General features: G+C 60.4%; 21 protein-coding genes and 1 tRNA gene. 8 read left to right on the top strand and 14 right to left on the bottom strand.

All coding sequences use genetic code 11. From position 1 onward, the window contains the following. Positions 1–215: 215 nt before the first annotated feature. The 4 genes from AB8B33_RS07950 (at position 216) to AB8B33_RS07935 (ending at position 1763) form a co-directional block, all read left to right on the top strand. Positions 216–291 (top strand) — tRNA-Lys (locus AB8B33_RS07950). A gap of 419 nt (positions 292–710) precedes the next feature. After that, positions 711–965 (top strand): hypothetical protein, encoded by a 255-nt coding sequence (locus AB8B33_RS07945; protein ID WP_007826740.1) that lies wholly within the window; start codon positions 711–713, stop codon positions 963–965. A gap of 80 nt (positions 966–1045) precedes the next feature. After that, positions 1046–1492 carry a helix-turn-helix domain-containing protein gene (locus tag AB8B33_RS07940; RefSeq protein ID WP_439014901.1) on the top strand — a complete coding sequence of 149 codons (447 nt, stop codon included), beginning with the start codon at positions 1046–1048 and terminating at the stop codon, positions 1490–1492. Position 1493: 1 nt separating this feature from the next. Continuing rightward, positions 1494–1763, top strand: coding sequence for a hypothetical protein (locus AB8B33_RS07935; RefSeq protein ID WP_007826745.1), 270 nt, complete (start codon positions 1494–1496; stop codon positions 1761–1763). 131 nt (positions 1764–1894) lie between these two features. Here the strand turns inward: AB8B33_RS07935 and AB8B33_RS07930 are convergent, their stop codons facing one another. Beyond that, complete coding sequence (locus AB8B33_RS07930) at positions 1895–2074, bottom strand: hypothetical protein (RefSeq protein ID WP_113183065.1); 180 nt, start codon at positions 2072–2074, stop codon at positions 1895–1897. Between the two features lie 538 nt (positions 2075–2612). Between AB8B33_RS07930 and AB8B33_RS07925 the strand changes: the two genes are divergently transcribed. After that, positions 2613–3362: a cytochrome c biogenesis CcdA family protein gene (locus tag AB8B33_RS07925; protein WP_007822496.1), complete on the top strand. Its 750-nt coding sequence runs from the start codon at positions 2613–2615 to the stop codon at positions 3360–3362. A gap of 31 nt (positions 3363–3393) precedes the next feature. Here the strand turns inward: AB8B33_RS07925 and AB8B33_RS07920 are convergent, their stop codons facing one another. From AB8B33_RS07920 to cysG, 5 genes are read right to left on the bottom strand one after another with little or no spacing between them, the layout of a single operon-like run. Beyond that, on the bottom strand, positions 3394–4605 hold the full coding sequence (locus AB8B33_RS07920) for a UbiH/UbiF family hydroxylase (protein WP_439014900.1): 1212 nt from the start codon (positions 4603–4605) through the stop codon (positions 3394–3396). Between the two features lie 41 nt (positions 4606–4646). Next, on the bottom strand, positions 4647–5159 hold the full coding sequence (locus tag AB8B33_RS07915; RefSeq protein ID WP_439014899.1) for a DUF934 domain-containing protein: 513 nt from the start codon (positions 5157–5159) through the stop codon (positions 4647–4649). A 10-nt stretch (positions 5160–5169) separates the two neighbouring features. Then, positions 5170–6840 carry a nitrite/sulfite reductase gene (locus tag AB8B33_RS07910; RefSeq protein WP_037106157.1) on the bottom strand — a complete coding sequence of 557 codons (1671 nt, stop codon included), beginning with the start codon at positions 6838–6840 and terminating at the stop codon, positions 5170–5172. A gap of 8 nt (positions 6841–6848) precedes the next feature. Then, positions 6849–7163 carry a DUF2849 domain-containing protein gene (locus AB8B33_RS07905; RefSeq protein WP_007822491.1) on the bottom strand — a complete coding sequence of 105 codons (315 nt, stop codon included), beginning with the start codon at positions 7161–7163 and terminating at the stop codon, positions 6849–6851. A 1-nt stretch (position 7164) separates the two neighbouring features. Continuing rightward, positions 7165–8601: a siroheme synthase CysG gene (gene cysG / locus AB8B33_RS07900; RefSeq protein WP_439014898.1), complete on the bottom strand. Its 1437-nt coding sequence runs from the start codon at positions 8599–8601 to the stop codon at positions 7165–7167. A gap of 49 nt (positions 8602–8650) precedes the next feature. Here cysG and AB8B33_RS07895 point away from each other — a divergent pair, with 49 nt between their 5' ends. The 3 genes from AB8B33_RS07895 to mazG all read left to right on the top strand — a co-directional run bounded on the left by AB8B33_RS07895 (position 8651) and on the right by mazG (position 10321). Beyond that, entirely contained in the window at positions 8651–8788 is a 138-nt protein-coding gene (locus tag AB8B33_RS07895) for a hypothetical protein (protein WP_162748161.1), read from the top strand. 93 nt (positions 8789–8881) lie between these two features. Beyond that, entirely contained in the window at positions 8882–9469 is a 588-nt protein-coding gene (locus AB8B33_RS07890) for a nucleoside deaminase (protein WP_113325285.1), read from the top strand. A 6-nt stretch (positions 9470–9475) separates the two neighbouring features. Next, a complete protein-coding gene (gene mazG / locus AB8B33_RS07885; protein WP_113325286.1) occupies positions 9476–10321 on the top strand; it encodes a nucleoside triphosphate pyrophosphohydrolase in 846 nt (281 codons plus the stop codon). Positions 10322–10339: 18 nt separating this feature from the next. On the opposite strand, the gene hflX is transcribed toward mazG, so the two are convergent. From hflX to dusB, 8 genes are all read right to left on the bottom strand, one after another. Continuing rightward, the gene (hflX, locus tag AB8B33_RS07880) at positions 10340–11665 is read right to left on the bottom strand and encodes a GTPase HflX (RefSeq protein ID WP_113325287.1); all 1326 of its coding nucleotides are present in this window, start codon (positions 11663–11665) and stop codon (positions 10340–10342) included. Between the two features lie 78 nt (positions 11666–11743). Continuing rightward, the gene (hfq, locus tag AB8B33_RS07875) at positions 11744–11986 is read right to left on the bottom strand and encodes an RNA chaperone Hfq (RefSeq protein WP_003539403.1); all 243 of its coding nucleotides are present in this window, start codon (positions 11984–11986) and stop codon (positions 11744–11746) included. 110 nt (positions 11987–12096) lie between these two features. Continuing rightward, complete coding sequence (locus tag AB8B33_RS07870) at positions 12097–12960, bottom strand: D-amino-acid transaminase (protein ID WP_439014897.1); 864 nt, start codon at positions 12958–12960, stop codon at positions 12097–12099. Between the two features lie 61 nt (positions 12961–13021). Beyond that, a complete protein-coding gene (gene ntrX, locus AB8B33_RS07865) occupies positions 13022–14386 on the bottom strand; it encodes a nitrogen assimilation response regulator NtrX (RefSeq protein WP_007822479.1) in 1365 nt (454 codons plus the stop codon). After that, positions 14376–16643 carry an ATP-binding protein gene (locus tag AB8B33_RS07860; RefSeq protein ID WP_439014896.1) on the bottom strand — a complete coding sequence of 756 codons (2268 nt, stop codon included), beginning with the start codon at positions 16641–16643 and terminating at the stop codon, positions 14376–14378. Before AB8B33_RS07860 ends, ntrX begins: the two co-directional genes overlap by 11 nt. A gap of 183 nt (positions 16644–16826) precedes the next feature. Further along, positions 16827–18278 (bottom strand): nitrogen regulation protein NR(I), encoded by a 1452-nt coding sequence (ntrC, locus tag AB8B33_RS07855; protein WP_007822475.1) that lies wholly within the window; start codon positions 18276–18278, stop codon positions 16827–16829. Continuing rightward, on the bottom strand, positions 18275–19429 hold the full coding sequence (locus AB8B33_RS07850; protein WP_113325290.1) for a two-component system sensor histidine kinase NtrB: 1155 nt from the start codon (positions 19427–19429) through the stop codon (positions 18275–18277). The genes ntrC and AB8B33_RS07850 overlap by 4 nt, the downstream gene beginning before the upstream one ends. After that, positions 19426–20445, bottom strand: a complete 1020-nt coding sequence (gene dusB, locus AB8B33_RS07845; RefSeq protein WP_439014895.1) for a tRNA dihydrouridine synthase DusB — start codon at positions 20443–20445, stop codon at positions 19426–19428. Before dusB ends, AB8B33_RS07850 begins: the two co-directional genes overlap by 4 nt. Positions 20446–20520 lie beyond the last annotated feature (75 nt).

The following is a 20520-nucleotide window of genomic DNA, read 5'->3' as shown; positions in this document are numbered from 1 at the left end:
AAAGTCGCACAAAGCTCCACATTTTCGCGCTATGCGCCTTTGTCGCTCGCTGTGACGAGATCAAATGATCGGTGGGTGGGCAGTTTCCGAAAAATGGCACGTCCGCAAGAAATGCGCCAAACGCGTAAATAGGAGGATTTTTTCAGTTGACCGCGATAGGTCACCTGCATATGTTCCGCGCACTTCCGGCCGGGGTGCTTCGCACCGCGGAGAGTGAGAGCGTAGCTCAGCCGGTAGAGCAACTGACTTTTAATCAGTAGGTCTCGGGTTCGAACCCCGACGCTCTCACCATAATTTCCTAATGAAATCAAATCCGTAGAGATAACAACCGGCGCAGATTGTTGACGCCTATTGCCCAGCCTTTACGGCACATGGCGAGCATTTGCGGAACACGACTGGCGCAAGCCACATCGGGAATTTGCCGAGTTAGCAAAGCGATGGGCCGGCCGCCTTCCAGTCGAATCGCGAGGAATCTGCGACACTGCCGCCTTCTGTGTCATGTTCACGCCTTGGCCATCGGCCGCTAACTCCTGTGATTTCTCTGAAAGTTTGGTCATGTCCTTCTCTCTGGCAACGCGGCACAGGCACGCCCAGTTGATGAACGACTCGCTCTTCTCTGAGGCTGGGGGGTCGCTCAGGTTTTCTTGACGTTCGCATACAAGGCGGGCATTCGCTGGCCAATCAAGCGGCGTCGGTGTAAAGCACGTGCCATGGCCCTAGATCCTCAGAAGGCATTTACAGATTACAGTGCGGCGGACTGCAGCGTGCAGTTCTGGACCGCCAACGCACCGGCCGTGCAATTCACCTCTCTGGAAGCCGCTGTCAGGTTCGCAAAAGACCATGGCGGCAGATGGGAGGAGATTGAGATAACGGTCCATCTGCCGCGCGAAGACATCGTCTTCGCCACCGGAAAGGTGCATCAGCTAATTGATGCTTTGCCAGGTGACGCCCGGGAAAAGCGGTAGCCAGGTCGATCAGTTGCAAATCGGAACCGTACTGCGCATATACCGGCCGGGTTGTAAGGGCTGCCAGGGGCACAAGCCCAATGATCCCATCTCCTCACTGCGAGGCGTTTTCATTGATTAATTTCGCTCACAATGATAATAAATCCCATCGACAGAGCGTATCGGGCGATATTTTCATAATGAGCGATTTTGATCATTTAACCGGCCGACAGTTGGCGGCCGCCCGCGTTTTACTGGGGATTGGTCAGGTTGAGCTGGCCAGCAGGTCAAATGTATCAGCACCGACCCTGCGACGCATGGAAGCCAGCGAGGGCGCTGTCGAGGGCATGCGCAATAACGTCGCTTCAGTCATTGCGGTATTGCAAGCCGCCGGCGTCACCTTTCTTGATGGGAACTATTCCGGTTCAGGCGGCCCAGGTGTACGCCTGACGCAGCCTTCCGGCGCGTCGATCGACGTCAAAGAGCGCGAGACCATTCAGTATCGCGAGTTTTATGAGAATGATGCACCTCCTGGTGCTGGAGGTTAAAATGGCGAAAACACCCAAAGAACCAAAGCTCGAGCATTCCGATTTCTCCGGCGAGTTCGAAGACGACGGCGTAACCGTGCTCGTCGATATACATCGGCCGGCGGGCACCAATGGCGATTGGACTCTCGAGGTCATTTCGCAAACCGAGGTCGTGACGACCTGGGAAGATGCATTCGCCACGGATCTGGAAGCTTGGGAAGAGTTCCTGGCCACCGCAGAACGAGATGGCGTGCGAAGCTTTCTCGATGAGGATGAGCCGCTGGTGCATTGATGGGATCGACCCGTTCCCTGGCCTCTCCTCGCGGCCTACCAATCCGTGCACTGCCACATTGAGGAGACCTTTAAGCTTCCGGCACTGGTGCCGGAAGCGAGTTTCTCAACGCGAATTCGCGATGCTCACCGTCAGTAGCTGCAGGAGCGACCATCCCTGGGCCTGAAGCCATCTGCACAGGCGCGATTCATCGAATCTCCCGGCACGTAGCCCGAAGCGGAGCCGTATGAATTCGGGGGAGTTGCGCACGCGGTGAGCAGCGAGATGCCGATCAGCGCTCCGGCTGCTACCAATGCCCGAAATCTGCTCATCAATGTTTCTCCTCGGTGGATGTTCCAGCGTCAATCTCTGACGCTAGAGCGCCCTGCGTTCATTCGGATGCACAAAGGACGCTCTAACTCTTTGAATCTACGCATCGGCTTTCCGAAAATCGATTCCGATTTTCGGGCCGATGCTGTAGCGCATACCAGCACCAAACAGTCATCGCAACTAAACGACATCACAAGCTTGCTCTTGGCCGCCGTAGCCAACAGGCCGGATAGAGTAGCGAGAGATCCGGCGTCGGCCTCGTATGTCCGCCGGCCGGACCTCCCGGCATTCGCAGTGGGGTGCCTGCAAATGCCGGGCAATACCACCGGTCATGCCCGAGTCGATCCATTCACAGAGCCAAAGATGGTTTGCGCGCGGTTAATATCCACATGCCCTGTCCCGTGTTGGGATGGACAGAGCTGCCTCAAGGCCTGCGGCAATTTGGAGATCCGCCCGGCTGCGCTCAGCGCAAAAAGGTGATTGGCAATCACCCCTTTGCGGCGCTAGGAACATCGCTCAGACTGCTGCCGGAGAGAATGCGTGTCGATTGCCGATATTTCCCTTTGGAGCGCGCTGCTTGCCGGAGCGCTTTCCTTCCTGTCGCCTTGCGTGCTTCCACTCGTTCCGCCTTATCTCTGCTATATGGCGGGCATTTCGGTCGAGCAGTTCCGCGGCGGCGGCACGGTTGCTGCGGCACCGGATGTGCGGCGCGGCGTGCTCTTTTCGGCGCTTTTCTTCACGCTCGGCTTTGCGACCGTCTTCGTGGCGCTCGGCGCCGGCGCCTCGACCATCGGCATGGTGCTGCGCCAGCACCTCGATCTGCTTTCCAAGATCGGCGGCCTGATCATCATCGTCATGGGGCTGAATTTTCTCGGGCTTTTCCGAATCGGCCTCTTGGCGCGGGAAGCCCGTTTCCAGGGCAATGGCAAGCCGGCGACGCTGACAGGCGCCTATATCATGGGACTTGCCTTCGCGTTCGGCTGGACGCCCTGCATCGGGCCCGTGCTCGGGGCAATCCTCGGCGTTGCCGCATCGCGTGAAACGGTCGGCTCAGGTGCGGGTTTGCTTGCCGTCTATTCGCTCGGCCTTGCCGTGCCCTTCTGGATCGCTGCCGGCTTTTCCGGGGCCTTCATGCGCTTCCTGTCGCGCTTCCGCCGGCATCTCGGCACGGTGGAGAAGATCATGGGCGTCTTCCTTGTGCTGACGGGGCTTGCCTTCCTGCTTGGCTGGGTCAGCAATGTCGCGATCTGGTTCCAGCAGACCTTTCCGATCCTTATGCAAATCGGCTGAGCGAAAGGCTCAGCCGGTATATTGCGACAAATCAGGCTTTCTTCCGGCTCAGCCGTTCCTTGATCGCATCCGGAATATCGCGGAGGCCGCGCCCCGGTTCGATGCCTTCGCGCATGACGATATTGCGCAGCGGCGGAATGGCTGAGAGGACATGCAGGCCTGCGGCGCGCAGAACCTGTACCGGCAAGAAATCGGAGAGCAGCGAACGATTCAGAAGATCGACGCTTGCGGTGCGCGTCATGATATCGGCACGGCGTTTACGGTCGAAGCTTGTGCCGGCATCGGCGGCGACAGGCAATTCCGCGCGCGCGCAGAGAAGATCGGTCAGCGCCATGATATCGCGAAGGCTGAGATTCAGGCCCTGGGCGCCGATCGGCGGGAAGACGTGTGCGGCCTCGCCGATCAGTGCGATCCGGCCTTTGCCAAAGCGATGCGCCATCATGCCCGACAGCGGCCAGATCTGCACGCCCTCCTCGACAGTGACTTTGCCCAGCAGGGATTGCATGCGCTCTTCCACGACATTGCCGAGTTCGGCGAGCGACAGCTCGACGCGGGCGGCGGCATCCGAGGGATTCTGTACCCAGACGAGGCTGGAGCGGTTGCCCGGCAGCGGTACCTGGGTGAAGGGGCCGTGCTCCGTGTGGAACTCTGTGGAGATGTTCTGGTGCGGCAGCGTGTGGGCAAAATTCAGCACCATGGCCGATTGTGGGTAAGACCAAGTGCGCACATCGATGCCGGCCGTCTCCCGCAGCTTCGATTTGCGGCCATCAGCACCGATAGCAAAATCGGCACTGATCTCTTCTCCGCCTGCGAGCGTGATCGTTACGGATTCCGGAGCGATCCCGATCGTCTCGGCCATGTCGCTGAAACGGCTGATATTGCCCTCAGCGGCCACCGCAGCTTCGAGCACATCCATCAATGCCTTGTTCGGGAAATTATAGCCGAAGGCATCCAGCCCGACTTCGGCGGAGCGGAAGGTCGTCGTCGGCGCACGCAGCAGACGGTTGGTGCCGTCGATGATGCGCATGCTGGTGAGTGGTGCGGCTGCCGGGCGAAGCTTTTCCCAGAGTGTCAGGCGATCCAGAAAGCGAATCGACTGGTCCATCAACGCCGTGGTGCGGCGATCTTCCTTGGGGGATGGAGGGGCGACCAGCGCCACGTTGCGACCGCCGCGCGCCAGGGCGACTGCGGCGATCATGCCGGCGAGACCGCCGCCGATCACCGCCACTTCGAATTTGCTCATGCTATCGTTCCGTCATCAAAAAGACGGCAGAACCGGCAGCCTCAGGCGGCCGGCTTTGCCTGACGGCGCCAACTATAGCCCTTGCCGGCTTCGGCGTCACGCACCGCCGGCTGATAATGATGCGGAATGGACGGCAGGCGCTTTTCCGACAGGCGGCGGATCGCCGTCTCATTGGTAACGGCGAAACTATCGATGCCGACGCGCAGCATCAGCGGCACCTGGTCGATCAACACGTCGCCAACGGCGCGCAGCTCGTTGGTGTAGCCGAGGCGCTGGCGCAGCAGCGAAGCATGGCTAAAAGCACGGCCATCGTTGAAGGCCGGGAATGCGACAGCCACGATCTCCAGACGATAAAGATAGGGCTCGAGCTTCGACACATCATCCGCCGGCCTGATGACCACGCCCAAGCCGACATCATTGCTCTCGTCAGCCTTGGCGACCAGCTCGTCGAGCGTCAGCAGCGGCTTCTGATCGCCCGTCGCCTTCACCTCGTCGGTCTCGATCACCCAGGGATCGTTCTCGATAAAACCGGTTTCTCTCCAGATCTTCGTCATCATCCCCTCCTTATGCCGCTTCCGCTGCCGAGCCGTAGAGCGCTTCCTTGAAAGGCTGCGGGCCGACGCGGCGGTAGGCGGCGAGGAAGATTTCCGAGGGATCGAGACGCAGGCGGAGATAGGTATCGACGATCGTTTCGATCGCATCCGTCACCTTGTCCGGCTCGAAGCCGCGGCCGATGATTTCGCCGATCGAGGTGTGCTCGTCGCCGGAACCGCCCAGCGTGATCTGGTAGAGTTCGGCACCCTTCTTTTCCACGCCCAGAAGGCCGATATGGCCGACATGGTGGTGGCCGCAGGCATTGATGCAGCCGGAGATCTTGATCTTCAGCTCGCCGATCTCGGCCTGACGGGCCGCATCGCCGAAGCGGCGGGAGATTTCCTGGGCGAGCGGAATGGAGCGCGCATTGGCGAGCGCGCAATAGTCGAGCCCCGGACAGGCGATGATATCGGTGATCAGGCCGGCATTGGCTTCAGCCAGATTGATCGCGACGAGGCCGCGATAGACGGCTTCGAGATCGGCGAGAGCGACATGCGGGAGGATGAGGTTCTGCTCGTGGCTGACGCGGATCTCGTCGAAGGCATATTCCTCTGCGATATCGGCGATGGCATCCATCTGTGAGTCCGACGCATCACCCGGAATGCCGCCGATCGGCTTCAGCGAGATCGTCACCATGCCGTAATCGGGGTTCTTGTGCGGCTGGACATTCTGCTGAACCCAGCGGGCGAAAGCCGGATCGGCCTTCTTCCAGCGGGCGAGGTTTTCCCAACCCTCGGCACGTTGCGGCAAAGCCGGCGGCGCGAAATAAGCGGTGATGGCCTGCACGTCCTGTTCCGGCAGCTTCAGCTCGGAATCCTTCAGCTGTGCGAATTCGACTTCGACCTGACGGGCAAGCTCTTCAGCGCCGGTCTCGTGAACGAGGATCTTGATGCGGGCCTTGTACTTGTTGTCGCGGCGGCCATGCAGGTTATAAACGCGCATGACTGCGGTCGTGTAGGACAAGAGATCCTCTTCCGGCAGGAAGTCGCGGATCAGCTTGGCAACCATCGGCGTGCGGCCCTGACCGCCACCGACATAGACGGCAAAGCCGATTTCGCCCTTGTCGTTCTTCTTCAGATGCAGACCGATGTCGTGGACCTGGATGGCAGCGCGGTCGCGCTCTGCACCGGTGACGGCGATCTTGAACTTGCGCGGCAGGAAGGAGAATTCCGGATGAACGGAAGACCACTGGCGCAGGATTTCGGCATAGGGACGCGGATCGGCGACTTCATCGGCGGCGGCACCGGCAAAATGGTCGGCCGTCACGTTGCGGATGCAGTTGCCCGAGGTCTGCATGGCGTGCATTTCGACCGTCGCGAGCTCGGCCAGCACATCAGGCATATCCGACAGCTTCGGCCAGTTGAACTGCAAGTTCTGGCGCGTGGTGAAGTGGCCATAACCGCGGTCATAGGTGCGCGCGATATGGGCGAGCATACGCAGCTGGCGCGAGCTCAGCGTGCCATAGGGAATGGCGATGCGAAGCATATAGGCATGAAGCTGCAGATAAACACCATTCATCAGGCGCAGCGGCTTGAATGCGTCCTCGGCCAGTTCGCCGGAAAGGCGGCGCTGAACCTGATCGCGAAACTGCTCGACGCGCTCGGCGACAAAGGCGTGGTCAAATTCGTCGTAACGGTACATCGTCTTCCTCAGACTGCAATGAATTCTGGATCGGCCGGCTTGTAGCCAGGCGCATATTCCATGGTCGGGCCTTGGGCGCGGATACGCTCGCGCAGACGTAGCGGCCAGAGCTGGCCGTTGGTTTCCTGAACTTCGACGACAGCAACGTCAACGACCTTGTTGTCGGCATAAGATTTCTTGCCGATCTCCTCAAGGGCAGCGACGGCTTCGGCATGGCGGGCGACGAGCGCCTCCTGCAACGAGGTCACCCATTCGCCATTGGCGTTCAGCCAGACGGCAACGCCGTCCGTCAGGCGGTTGGCGGTCAGAACCTTGTCTACCATGTCAGCTCCTTGCAAGTTCATCGAACCGGATGCGTTCACGCACCAGCGGTTCGGACAGTTCGAAATTGGCGCCTGCGACCGCATCGCCGATAATGACCATGACCGGTCCCGTCAACTCGTCACGGTGCTGCAGGTCGGGAAGATCGCGCAGGATTCCGTGCAACAGGCGGCGATCCGGACGGCTGGCATTTTCGATGACAGCGACTGTGGTTTCCGAGGGAATGCCGGCCTGCATAAGACGTTCGGCAACAGAGGCCGCGACGGTGCGGCCCATATAGACAGCGATCGTGGCGCCCGACACGGCAAGGCTCGCCCAATCCGGCAAAACGTCGCCGGTCAGATCATGTCCGGTCGTAAAGACCAGCGAAGAGGCAACGCCGCGCAGTGTCAGCGGCAGCTCGAAATCGGCGGCAGCGGCAAAGGCGGAGGTGATGCCGGGCACGATCTCATAGGAGATGCCGGCCGCGCGTAGCGCTGCCATCTCTTCCCCTGCCCGGCCATAGACGAGTGGATCGCCGCTCTTCAGGCGCACAACGCGTTTTCCCTGGCGACCGAGATCGACCAAGAGATCGTTGATCTCCTCCTGAGACTTCGAATGGCAGCCCTTGCGCTTGCCGACCGAAAGACGCTCGGCATCGCGGCGGCCCATATCGACGATCGCCTGCGGCACGAGCGCGTCATAGACGATGACATCGGCCTCCATCATCACGCGCTGGGCGCGCAAGGTCAGGAGATCTTCGGCACCGGGACCGGCGCCGACCAGCCAAACATGGCCTTCAACGCGATCCAGCGAGCGCAACAGACCATTGGCGGCGCGGCGGGCCTGCGGCAGGTTGCCGTTAGCGACAGCATCGGCGACCGGGCCTGCAAAGAAACGACGCCAGAAGATGCGGCGGGAAACGCCACGGGGAACGAGGTGTTCGACGGCCTTGCGATAGCTGGTCGCAAGAGCGGCGAGACGGCCGAGCGAGGGCGATAGGAGCTGATCGATCTGGGCTCGGATCATCTGCGCCAGCACCGGCCCTGCCCCTTCGGTACCGATCGCAACGGCAACAGGCGCACGATTGACGAGAGCGGGCGTGTAGAAATCGCAATAATCGGGCTGGTCGACGGCATTGGCCGGTATCTTCGCGGCGCGTGCGGCATCGACGATACGGCGATCCTGATCCGCGTCACCGGTTGCCGCAAACACCAATACGGCACCCTCGACCTGTTCGGGCGCAAAAGCTTCGCGGACAGTCTCGATGCGGTTGGCAATCAGAAAAGCGTGGTAGTCGGCTTCAGGGCGATCCGCATGCGCGACAATGCGCGCCTGCGTGTTCAAGAGCAGGCGGACCTTGGCGAAAGCTTCGTCGCCATTGCCGAAAACGGCCGCAGTCCGACCTTCCACGCGAAGGAAGGCGGGAAATACCGAAAGCTGTTCAGTTCTGGGAGGCATTCTCAATCCACTTCGAAGTTCTCCGAATATGCATTCTCCGGACAGGCGAATGAAGAAACAGAATTCCAAAGGCCGGCCAGTCGCGTATTCTTTTACCCGCTTGATCAATGATTTGAGAAAACTGACCCGTGCGGCGCAAAAACCACATATCTTGAGCGGTTCGCGCAGCTTTTCGCCCAAAGGATGAAGCGATAAAGCCTGTGGCAAAGTCCCCGGCGCTGGACTTATGCATTCCGCTTCATTCCGCGGGGCGATAGGATGAGCCAAACAGGAGATTTTCATGCCGGAAAAGACAATCGCCTCCCGCCTTCTGCAGGTCATGGAGGATAACATCCTGCCGATGACGGAACTTGGGGTCGCTTCCGGCAACAAGGTGTTCGGGGCAGCGATCCTGCGCAAATCCGATCTTGCGCTCGTCGTCACTGAGACCAATAACGAGCTCGAAAATCCGCTCTGGCACGGCGAAGTGCATACGCTAAAGCGCTTTTACGAGCTCAACGACAAGCCGGCGACGAAAGACCTGATCTTTCTCTCCACGCACGAACCCTGCACCATGTGCATGTCGGCGATCACCTGGGCCGGCTTCGATAATTTCTATTATTTCTTCAGCCACGAGGATTCGCGCGACAGCTTTGCCATCCCGCACGATCTCAAGATCCTGAAGGAAGTCTTCGGGCTCGAGCCGGGCGGCTACAGGCGGCAAAACGCTTTTTGGAAGAGCTTTGCGATCGCCGATCTCGTCGAGACCGAGGATGCTGCGCTGAAGGCCGAACTCAAGGCGCAGACAGAGCGGATCAAATCGCGCTACGCCGCGCTCTCCGACACCTATCAGGCCACCAAGAGCGCCAACGACATTCCGCTGAGCTGAGAGACCATGGAACCTTCGAAAGACATTTCGCGCCTGATCGAGATCATGGCCGCGCTTCGCGATCCCGAGACCGGCTGCCCGTGGGACATTGTGCAGAATTTCGAGACCATTAAGCCCTATACGATCGAGGAAGCCTACGAGGTTGCCGACGCGATCGAGCGCAAGGATATGGACGATCTCTGCGACGAACTCGGCGACCTGCTGCTGCAGGTGGTCTTTCATGCGCGCATGGCCGAAGAAGCCGGCGAGTTTTCCTTCGGCGATGTGGTGGAAGCCATTACCCGCAAGATGATCCGTCGCCACCCACATGTTTTTGCCCGTTCGGATGCGGATACGCCCGACGCCGTGAAGAAGCAGTGGGACGAGATCAAGCAGGCAGAGAAGCGCGAGCGCACGGAGCGCCGAGCGCTACGTGGCATCACGGAAGATTTCAAGACGGGCTTCCTCGGCTCGGTGCAACGCAGCTTTCCGGCGCTGACGGAAGCGTTGAAGCTTCAGGAACGTGCCGCCAAGGTTGGTTTCGACTGGTCGGCACCTGAGCCCATCCTCGACAAGATCGAGGAGGAGGTCGATGAGCTGCGCGTTGCGCTGCGTGAGGGCGATAAGTCAAAGGTCAGCGACGAACTCGGCGACCTCATCTTCGCCGTCGTCAATATCGGCAGGCATGTAAAGGCCGATCCGGAACAGGCGCTTCGTGGTACAAATACGAAATTCCGGCGCCGATTCAATCACATCGAGACGGTTCTTGATGCAGAAGGTGAGAGCCTGGAGGCGGCTAGTCTGGAACGGATGGAAGAGATCTGGCAGGCGGCCAAGGCGATCGAGCGGGCTGTCGTAGCCGGGGCGGAGTGAAACTCCGCTCGAACGGGATTACCGCTCCCAGTCTTCCTTTGCAGGCTTCGGACCATTGCCGATCCGGCGCTCGAGCTCGGTAGCCTCCGTCTCAGATAGACGCAGGTCCAATGTCACGGAGCCATCCTCATTGTCCTCGCGGCTATCGACGATAGCGTGGTCGTAAAGCCAGGGCAGCAGCGCGAGCTTGTCGACCGGCAACGTGACAGTCGTTTCCGTCATGACACCGGACAAACGACGGCTGATTTCATCCATCAGCCTGTCCACGCCCTCACCGCTGATAGCGGAAACGGCAATGACATTCTTCATGCCGGAGGACTTCTGCACCATGGCGTCATGGGCTTCGGGTTCCAGCCGGTCGATCTTATTCCAGACTTCGAGAATGCGGCGCTCGCCTTCGGCCTCGTCGATGCCGAGGTCATTCAGGATGCGCAGAACATCAGCGCTCTGGGCCTGATTGTCCACATCAGACATGTCGCGGACATGCAGGACAAGATCGGCTTCCAGCACCTCTTCCAAGGTCGCGCGGAAAGCGGCGACCAGATGGGTCGGCAGGTCGGAGATGAAACCGACGGTATCGGACAGGATGACGGTGCGGCCATGCGGCAGCTTCATACGGCGCAATGTCGGATCGAGGGTGGCGAAGAGCATGTCTTCGGCGAGAACCCCTGCCCCGGTAATGCGATTGAACAGCGTCGATTTGCCGGCGTTGGTATAGCCGACGAGCGCCACGATCGGATGCGGCACCTTCCTGCGCTTGGCGCGGTGCAGCTGGCGTGTGCGCACCACCTGCTCAAGCTCGCGTTCGAGCTTGATGATGCGGTCCTGCAGCAGGCGTCGGTCGGCTTCGATCTGGGTTTCACCCGGACCGCCCATGAAGCCGCCACCGCCGCGCTGGCGTTCAAGGTGGGTCCAGCTTCGGACCAGCCGGCCCTTCTGATAGTTCAGATGCGCAAGATCGACCTGCAGCGTGCCTTCCTTGGTGGAAGCGCGGCGGCCGAAGATTTCGAGGATCAGGCCCGTCCGGTCGATGACCTTGGCGTTCCATTCCTTTTCCAGATTGCGCTGCTGTACCGGCGTCAGCGGATGGTCGACGATGACGAGGCCGGAATCACGCTCATCGAGCTGGTTCTTGATCTCTTCGATCTTGCCGGTGCCGAGCAAGGTTGCCGGGCGCGGATCGTTGACCGACACGATGGAAGCGTTGACGACGTCGAGGTCGATCGCCTGAGCCAGGCCCGTCGCTTCGTCGAGACGGCTTTCGGGAGTGCGGGTCGATGCCGATTCGGTCTGCCCACCGCGCGAGCGCGACTTCAGCACGGGGACGACGACGGTCGCGCGCATATCATCCCTGTGCTTGGCTGCCTCAGGGATGATGGAATCGTTCTTTGTATCGCGTGTCGAAATGACGGCTGGCCTTGGTTAGGAAGCTGCTTCTTCGCTCTCGAACATCTGCATTGGCTGACCAGGCATGATAGTCGAGATCGCGTGCTTATACACGAGCTGCGAATGGCCGTCACGGCGAAGCAGAACACAGAAATTGTCAAAAGAAGTGACAACGCCCGTGAGTTTCACGCCGTTAATGAGAAAGATTGTCAGGGAAATCTTTTGCTTGCGTACAGTATTGAGAAATAAGTCCTGCAGATTCTGAGAACGTTCCGCCATCGCGCCGCTTCTTTCTTTATTGCCGACCTGATCAAGCCGGTAGAATATCAATCAACCTCACCAGCAAGGCAGGTGGCACCCTCATTCCACCTGTCCAGCAAATCTTGGTATCAAATCGTAATCTTTTCCGCAACGTCGAAAAAGGCTTCCCGAATATTCTGCGAGAGGCTTCCGGGATGACCATTCGCAATCGCCTGTCCATCAATGGAAACCACTGGAAAACAAATGCTTGTGGCTGCGGTAATGAAGACCTCGCGAGCGGCCATCATCTCCGAAACGGAGAACTTTCGCTCGACGATTTTAACCCCCAATTTGGCCGCGACATCGATCAGAGTCGTGCGGGTGATGCCGCGCAGGATGCCATGTTCGGCGGGCCGCGTTACCAGTGTACCGTCGGCATCGACGATCCAGACATTGGTCGCAGCCCCTTCCTTCACCATGCCATCGGCATCGACGTAAATCGCTTCCTGGGCACCGGCTTCCTTCGCCTGCTGGCGCGCAAGCGCATTCGACAGCAGCCCGACCGACTTGATGTCGACGCGATCCCAGCGATTGTCGGGAACGGTGATCGCCTTGATGCCAGCGGCATTCTTCTTGGTAATGACAGATGGATCCGTGCTTTTGGCAGTGACGACGATCGCTGGCGGCGTGCCTTCGGCGGGGAATACATGATCTCGGCGGGCAACGCCGCGCGTCACCTGCAGGTAGAAAAGGCCGTTGCGGACGTGGTTGCGGCGCAGCGTCTCGCGAATCACCTGCGTCAGCGCCGCACGGCTCATCGGCCAGGCGATGCGCAGCTCAGTGAGCGAACGGTCGAGACGGTTCAGATGCCGGGTCAGGTCAACGATCAGGCCGTGACGGACCTCACAAACCTCATAGACGCCATCCGCGAACTGATAGCCACGATCCTCTATATGCACCATGGCGTTGGAATGCGGCACGTAGCGTCCATTCACATAGGCAATTCTTGGCATTGAAAACCTGTTTGGGGCAAAAGAAGGGAGCCGGCGCGACTTGAGCCCGCGCCGGAGAAAATCAGACGCCGAGCGACTTCAACTTGCGATGCAACGCCGAGCGCTCCATGCCGACGAATTCGGCCGTGCGTGAAATATTGCCGCCGAAGCGGTTGATCTGGGCGATCAGGTAGTCCTTCTCGAACATCTCGCGGGCTTCGCGCAGCGGCAGTGTCATGATGTGGTAGTCGTTCTTGGCTGAGACCTTGGGCAGCATGTCCCCGAGATCCGTCGGCAGCATGTCTGCGGTGATCGGCGCATCCGGACCGTCTGTGCGGGCAAGGATCATCAGCCGCTCGATATTGTTGCGGAGTTGGCGGATATTGCCGGGCCAGTCATGGGCCTGCAGCACAGCCATGGCGTCATCGCCGATGCGGCGCGGCCGGATACCCGCCTGTTCGGAAATCTGGCGCATGAGCTGGTCGACGAGGAATGGAATGTCCTCACGGCGCTCGGCAAGCTGCGGCACGCGCACCGGCACCACGGCCAGGCGATGATAGAGATCCTCGCGGAACCAGCCCTCGGCGATGCGGCTTTCCAGATTGTAGGCGGTCGAGGAAATGATGCGGACATCGACCTTCACCCGCTTGGATCCGCCGACACGCTCGAACTGCTGATCGACCAGCACGCGCAGGATCTTGTTCTGAGTTTCACGCGGCATTTCGCCGACTTCATCGAGATAGAGGATGCCGCGATGGGCCTCTTCTAGCGCGCCGATCTTGCGCGCCTGCCCCGGCGCCCCCTCGGTGCCGAACAGCGCCACTTCCATGCGGTCGGGGGTGATGTTGGCGGCATTGAGCGCCACAAAGGGGCCGTTGGCGCGCGTCGATTTCTTGTGGATCATGCGCGCCACCAGTTCCTTGCCGGAGCCGGATGCGCCGAAGATCATGATGCGGCTATTGGTTGGCGCGACCTTTTCGATCGTCTGGCGCAATTGCGAAACAGCGACCGAAGTGCCGATCAGCTCCAGCGCATCGCCGGCGCGGCGCTTCAATTCGACGTTTTCGCGCTTCAGCTTGGAATTTTCCAGAGCGCGCTCGGCGATCAGGATCAGGCGGTCGGCCTTGAAAGGCTTTTCGATGAAGTCGAAGGCGCCGCGCTTGATGGCGGAAACAGCCGTCTCGATATTGCCGTGGCCGGAAATCATCACCACGGGAAGCTCGGGATGGCGCGTCCTGATCTCGTCGAGAAGCGAAAGACCGTCGAGCTTGCTGCCCTGCATCCAGATATCGAGGAAGACAAGACGCGGCACGCGATCGGAAATTGCCGCCAGCGCGCTGTCGCTGTCATGCGCCATCCGGGTTTCGTGGCCTTCATCCGACAGGATACCGGCAACGATCTCGCGAATGTCATGCTCATCGTCGACGACGAGAATATCAGAGGCCATAAACGCTTTCCTTGTCACTGGCTGACGGGGTAGCGGCCACATCCCGGCGTGGCAGATGCACGCGGATCATGGCCCCTCTTCCCTGGTCAAAATCTGCGGGTGCATCGTGCAGTTCGAGCTGCCCGCCATGTTCTTCGATGATCTTCTTGACAATGGCGAGGCCGAGGCCGGTGCCCTTCTCGCGCATCGTCATATAGGGTTCCAGAATGCTGTGGCGGTTCTCGACAGGCAGGCCGCGGCCATTGTCGACGATATCGACGGTAAAGCGGTCGCGCGCCTCATCCAGAGAGGCGCGGACGAGGATCTTGCGCGCTTCGCGTTCCTCGCTCGGCACGGCCTCGATTGCTTCCACAGCGTTCTTGATGAGATTACCGAAGGCCTGCCCCAGCATGCGACTGTCGAACATGCCTTCCAGCCGCTCCTCGCCGAGTTCCTGCTGGAAGGCGATATGGTTGTTGCCCATCTCGCGCAGGAAGATTGCGTCGTGAAGGATAGCGCGCAGATCGCTCGGTTCCTTCGTCGGCTTCGGCATGCGGGCAAAGGCGGAGAATTCATCGACCATGCGACCGATATCGCCGACCTGGCGGATGATCGTGTCCGTGCACTGGTCGAAAACGGCGCGATCGTTCTCGTCGATCTGCTTGCCGTAGCGACGTTGGATACGCTCGGCCGACAGCTGAATCGGCGTCAGCGGATTTTTGATTTCGTGAGCGATGCGGCGGGCGACATCGCCCCAGGCGGTGGAGCGTTGCGCAATGACGAGATCGGTGATGTCATCGAGCGTGATGACGTAGGATTCACTCAGATCGCGCACTTCCTCGCGCGTCACCTGGACGCTCAGTGTGCGCACCGTGCCACCACGCACCAGCGCGATCTGCTTGCGGAAATCGCCGCGGTAGCGAGAGGCGGCTTCCGTCAGTACCTGTTCCACTTCGGGGGTGATTTCCGACAGCTGCTTTCCGAGCATTTCGTCGGCATGCAGCGCCATCAGCGCCTCGGCTGAACTGTTGACGATGGTGATGCGCCGGTCCTGCTCAACGCCGATGACGGCGGCGGTGACACCCGAGAGCACGGCTTCGATGAAGCGGCGGCGATCGTCCACCTCGTCCTTCGCCTCGAGGATCTCGTCGCGCTGCGTGCGGATTTCCGAGATCATCTTGTTGAAGGTGCGCGACAGGCTGGCAACGTCGCCATCGACAGCGTGAACGGGCACAACGATATCCATGTTGCCGGATGCGACGCTATCGGCAGCAGTAATCAGCAGGCGGATCGGCCGCACGATACGGTCGGCCACCGCAATCGCGGTCCAGATCGCCGCGAGCAGCACGATCAGAGCAAAGCCGATGTAGAGCACTGCAAAGGCGATCTGCAGCGAGACGCGACCGGCTTCCATCGAACGGTATTCGGTGGCGTTCTCCTCCATCATGCGCATGGCATTCATGACCTTGGGGTCGACTGCGCGCACCGTGTAGAGGAAGGTTCCGGGGATCGACTCGAGCCGGATGATGGCGCCGACAAGGTTGGTCACACCGGGCGGGATCAGCGTCGGCTGGCCGGCCGCCGCCTTTTCCAGCGCATCCTGCGGGATGGCGGGCAGCGGTTTTTCCGTGGCGATGTCTGCCTGGACGATGACCGAGCCATCGCGCTCGACAAGGAAGGCGCCAAGCAGGCCGCGGCCCCTTGCCTGACGGGTCATCAGCTCACCGAAGCCGGTCTTGTCAAGGCTGTAGAGCGCGCGGTTACGCTCGAGATCGTTTGCCATCGAAACCGTCTGGCCCTGCAGATAGCTGGCGTTTTCCAGCATGTAGGCCTGGCCGATATTGCGGGACGAACTGACGATCGCCTGGGTTCGGAGAGCAAACCAGCGGTCGAGGCCGGCGTTCAGCGTGATACTGGCAAAGATCGCAACAAGGATCGCCGGCGTGATCGCGACGATCGAGAAGAGCACGACGATCCGGATGTGCAGGCGTGCAGCGGCGCGGCCGCGCGTGCGGGCCTTGAAAAGCCGCGCAACTTCGCGACCGATCAGCGCGATCAGGCCGAGGACGAAAAAGGAATTGATGACGACGGAGCCGATGACGACGTGAGAGGTCGGGGCAATCGGCGTCACGCCGAGCAGCACGAAGAGCGTGACGGTTGCGCAGACCAACGCGCCGCCGGCAAGCACAAGACCGGGTACGGCAAACAGGGCACGACGATCGGTCACCGTTGTCACCGCCTCGTTCGCCGTTTCCGGCGATACCCCTTCTTCGTCCATTCAGCCTCTCTTCGAACGGCAGTGCCGTCGCGCCCAACGAGAAGCCCAACCAACGCCGGTTTACGAAAAACCGGCGTTCCAACGACTCGATCGTGGGCGAATGTCCAAACCCTATGCGTGACCTTTAAGCAACGCATTGTGGCGAAAATGCAACGCACATTGCCACAATGTCAAGGTCGAAGGTCAGGCTGTACGCGAGCTTCTGTAGACGGAAACGCCGAGTTCGCGGATCTTTTTGCGCAGCGTATTGCGGTTCAGACCCAGCAAATCGGCAGCCTTGATCTGGTTGCCACGGGTAGCCGTCAATGCCGCAAGTATTAACGGATATTCCATTTCCGTCAGCACGCGGTCGTACAGGCCGGGCGGTGGCAAGTTTTCGCCGAAACTGGCGAAATAACTACGCATATTCTCTTCGACCGCCTGGGCAATCGTCATCGAACCGCTGCGGATCGGACCCTTGTCGATCGGGCTATCGGGAACATCGGAGCGAAGCTCGGCGTCGATGATTTCGCGGGTGATGACATCCTGTGGATAAAGCGCCATCAGGCGGCGGATGAGGTTTTCCAGCTCGCGCACGTTGCCCGGCCAGGCATAGGCCTTCATCAGTTCCAGCGCTTCCTGATCGAAACGCTTGGAGCCGAGGCCTTCCTTTTCGGCCTGCTGGACGAAATGGCGGACGAGATCGGGAATATCCTCCGCACGGTCGCGCAGCGGCGGCAGGCGCAGCGGCACGACATTGAGGCGATAGTAGAGGTCTTCACGGAAGAGGCCCTGATTGATCGCCTGCTTCAGATCCTTGTTGGTCGCGGCAACGATTCGCACATCGGTGCGGATCGGCGTGCGGCCACCGACGGTCGTATATTCACCCTGCTGCAGAACGCGCAGAAGACGCGTCTGGGCATCCATCGGCATGTCGCCGATTTCATCGAGGAAAAGCGTACCGCCTTCGGCCTGTTCGAAACGGCCCGTAGAGCGGGTCTGTGCGCCGGTAAAGGCGCCCTTCTCGTGGCCGAAGAGCTCGGACTCGATAAGGTCACGCGGGATGGCCGCCATGTTGATGGCGACGAAGGGGCCGTTGCGGCGCTTGCCGTAATCATGCAGCGCGCGGGCGACGAGCTCCTTGCCGGTGCCGGATTCGCCGGTGATCATCAGCGTCAGGTCCGTCAGCATGAGACGAGCGAGAACGCGGTAGATTTCCTGCATCGCCGCCGAGCGGCCGACGAGCGGCATGCCGTCCTGTGTGTCGTCGTCGAGCTTTGCCGGCTTTCTCTTCGGTTCGGCGAGCGCCCGGCTGATGATACCGATCAGCTCCGTCAGGTCGAAGGGCTTCGGCAGGTAGTCATAGGCGCCCTTTTCCGACGCCTTGATCGCCGTCATGAAGGTGTTCTGCGCGCTCATGACGAGAACGGGCAGGTCCGGCCGCGCCTTCTTGATGCGCGGCAGAAGGTCGAAGGCATTCTCATCCGGCATGACGACGTCGGTCACAACGAGATCGCCCTCGCCGGCCGAAACCCAACGCCACAGCGTCGCGGCATTGGAAGTAATGCGCACATCATAACCGGCGCGGCTCAAGGCCTGATTGAGCACCGTGCGGATGGCCGCATCATCATCGGCAACGAGGATCGTGGCTGTCATCGATTGGGTCCTGTCGAGCTTGCAATAGCGGCGTCATCAAGCGAGGCATCCTTTGAGGCCGGCATGAGGACGCGGAAAATCGTGCGGTTGTTCTGGGTGTCGCATTCGATGATGCCGCCATGATCGCCGATGATCTTGGCAACCAGGGCGAGGCCGAGACCGCTGCCATTCGGCTTGGTGGTGATGAAGGGATCGAAGAGATGCGGCAAGAGGTCCGTCGGCACGCCGGGACCATTGTCGATGACACAGAATTCCAGCGGCAGCGAGATTTTCTCGCGCGTGCCGGCGACCGAAAGACGGATGCCCGGACGATAGGCCGTCGTCAGGATGATCTCGCCATCCGGCCGGTCACCGACGGCTTCGGCAGCGTTCTTCACCAGATTGAGGAAAACCTGCACGAGCTGGTCGCGATTGGCGTAGACGGCCGGCAGCGACGGGTCGTAATTCTCGGTCACGCGGATATTGCGGGCGAAACCCGCCTTGGCAACGGCCTTCACATGATCGAGCACGGAATGGATATTGACCGGCACGCGGTCAACAGGGCGCTCGTCGGAAAAGACTTCCATGCGATCGACCAGCGAGACGATGCGATCCGTCTCGTCGCAGATCAGGCGCGTCAAGGCGCGGTCGTCATCGATTACGGACTGTTCGAGAAGCTGGGCAGCGCCGCGGATACCGGAGAGCGGATTCTTGATCTCATGTGCGAGCATGGAGGCAAGACCCGTGACCGAGCGGGCAGCCGCGCGATGTGTCAGCTGCCGGTCGATCTTGTCTGCCATCGACCGTTCCTGGAAGACGACAACGACCGAGCCCGGCTCCGCAATGACCGGCGCAACATAGAGATCGACGAGCTTGTCCTGGCCGAGGCGCGGCGAGCTCAAATCAACGCGGTATTCGTTGACCGGCGCCTTGCGTTCGCGCACCTGATCGATCAGCGCCAGAAGCGGGCTGCCGAAGGGAATAAAGGTCGAGATGCGGTAGCGGGAGAGATGCGCAGCGCTGGCGCCAAAGAAGGCCTCGGCTTCCCAGTTCGCAAAAACGATGAAACCGCCCTCATCCACCATGACGACGGGGTTTTGGATGGCGTTCAGCACCGCCATTGCCATAGCGTTGACTGGATTCTCGGAAGAAGCTGTGCCGTCCGTGCTCATGCCGCCTCCCGCCGCTCTACTGCACCTGCCGCTATCGCATCGCCGAAGCGGGCAATCACATTATCAGGATCGCGCGATGTCATGATCGCAGCCTTTTGCTCGCCCGGAAGATCCGGCGCGAAGCGCTCCAGATACCATCCGAGATGTTTGCGGGCGTGCCTGACGGCAACGGTCTCGCCATAAAATTCCAGCATCATGCGATAGTGCTCGACGGCAATGGCCGCGATCTCTTCGCGCGCTGGTTCACGGGCACCTGCCAAAACACCGGCATGCCACGGCCTGCCCTGGCTGCCGCGGCCGATCATGACAGCATCGGCGCCCGAGCGGCGCAGGATCTCCTGCGCATCCTCAGCCGTTTCAACATCGCCATTGGCGATCAGCGGCACGGAAATGACATCGCGCACGGGACGGATGGCATCCCAGTCCGCCCTGCCCTCATAAAACTGCATGCGGGTGCGGCCGTGGATGGTGATGAGCTGGACGCCAGTCTCTTCGGCGCGCTTGGCAATATGTGGTGCGTTGATGGAATTCTCGTCCCAGCCGAGGCGCATCTTCAGCGTGACGGGGATATCGACTGCCTTGACGGTCGCCTCGATCAGCTCCAGCGCATGATCCGGATCGCGCATCAGCGCCGAACCGGAATAACCACCGATGACCTTCTTGGCCGGGCAGCCCATGTTGATGTCGATGATATCGGCGCCATGATCGGCCGCGATCTTGGCGGCTTCGGCCATCCAGCGCGCTTCACGGCCGGCGAGCTGCACCATATGCGGACGGAAACCGGCAGCCCGCAGGCGCACCCAGGATTCGGCGGTATCATTCACCAGTTCCCGGCTTGCTACCATTTCGGTGACAACGAGGCCCGCGCCATGGCGCCAGGCAAGTTCGCGGAACGGCATATCCGTGACACCCGACATCGGCGCAAGCACAACGCGGTTCCGCACGGACACTGGTCCGATTCGGAAAGGCGCTGCGAGGTCCTTGGAAATCAAATGATTATCTTTCAGGCACACCATGTAACTGCATTATTTTTAGCCATAGTTCTGCGGCTTGCCAAGAGGGTCGAGACCGAATTGATATTTTTTGGGCAA

It is taken from the genome of Rhizobium sp. 768_B6_N1_8 (assembly GCF_051811225.1).
Taxonomy (GTDB): Bacteria; Pseudomonadota; Alphaproteobacteria; order Rhizobiales; family Rhizobiaceae; genus Rhizobium.
The sequence above is the reverse complement of the archived record's forward strand: the minus strand, read 5'-3'. Positions and strand labels throughout refer to the sequence as shown.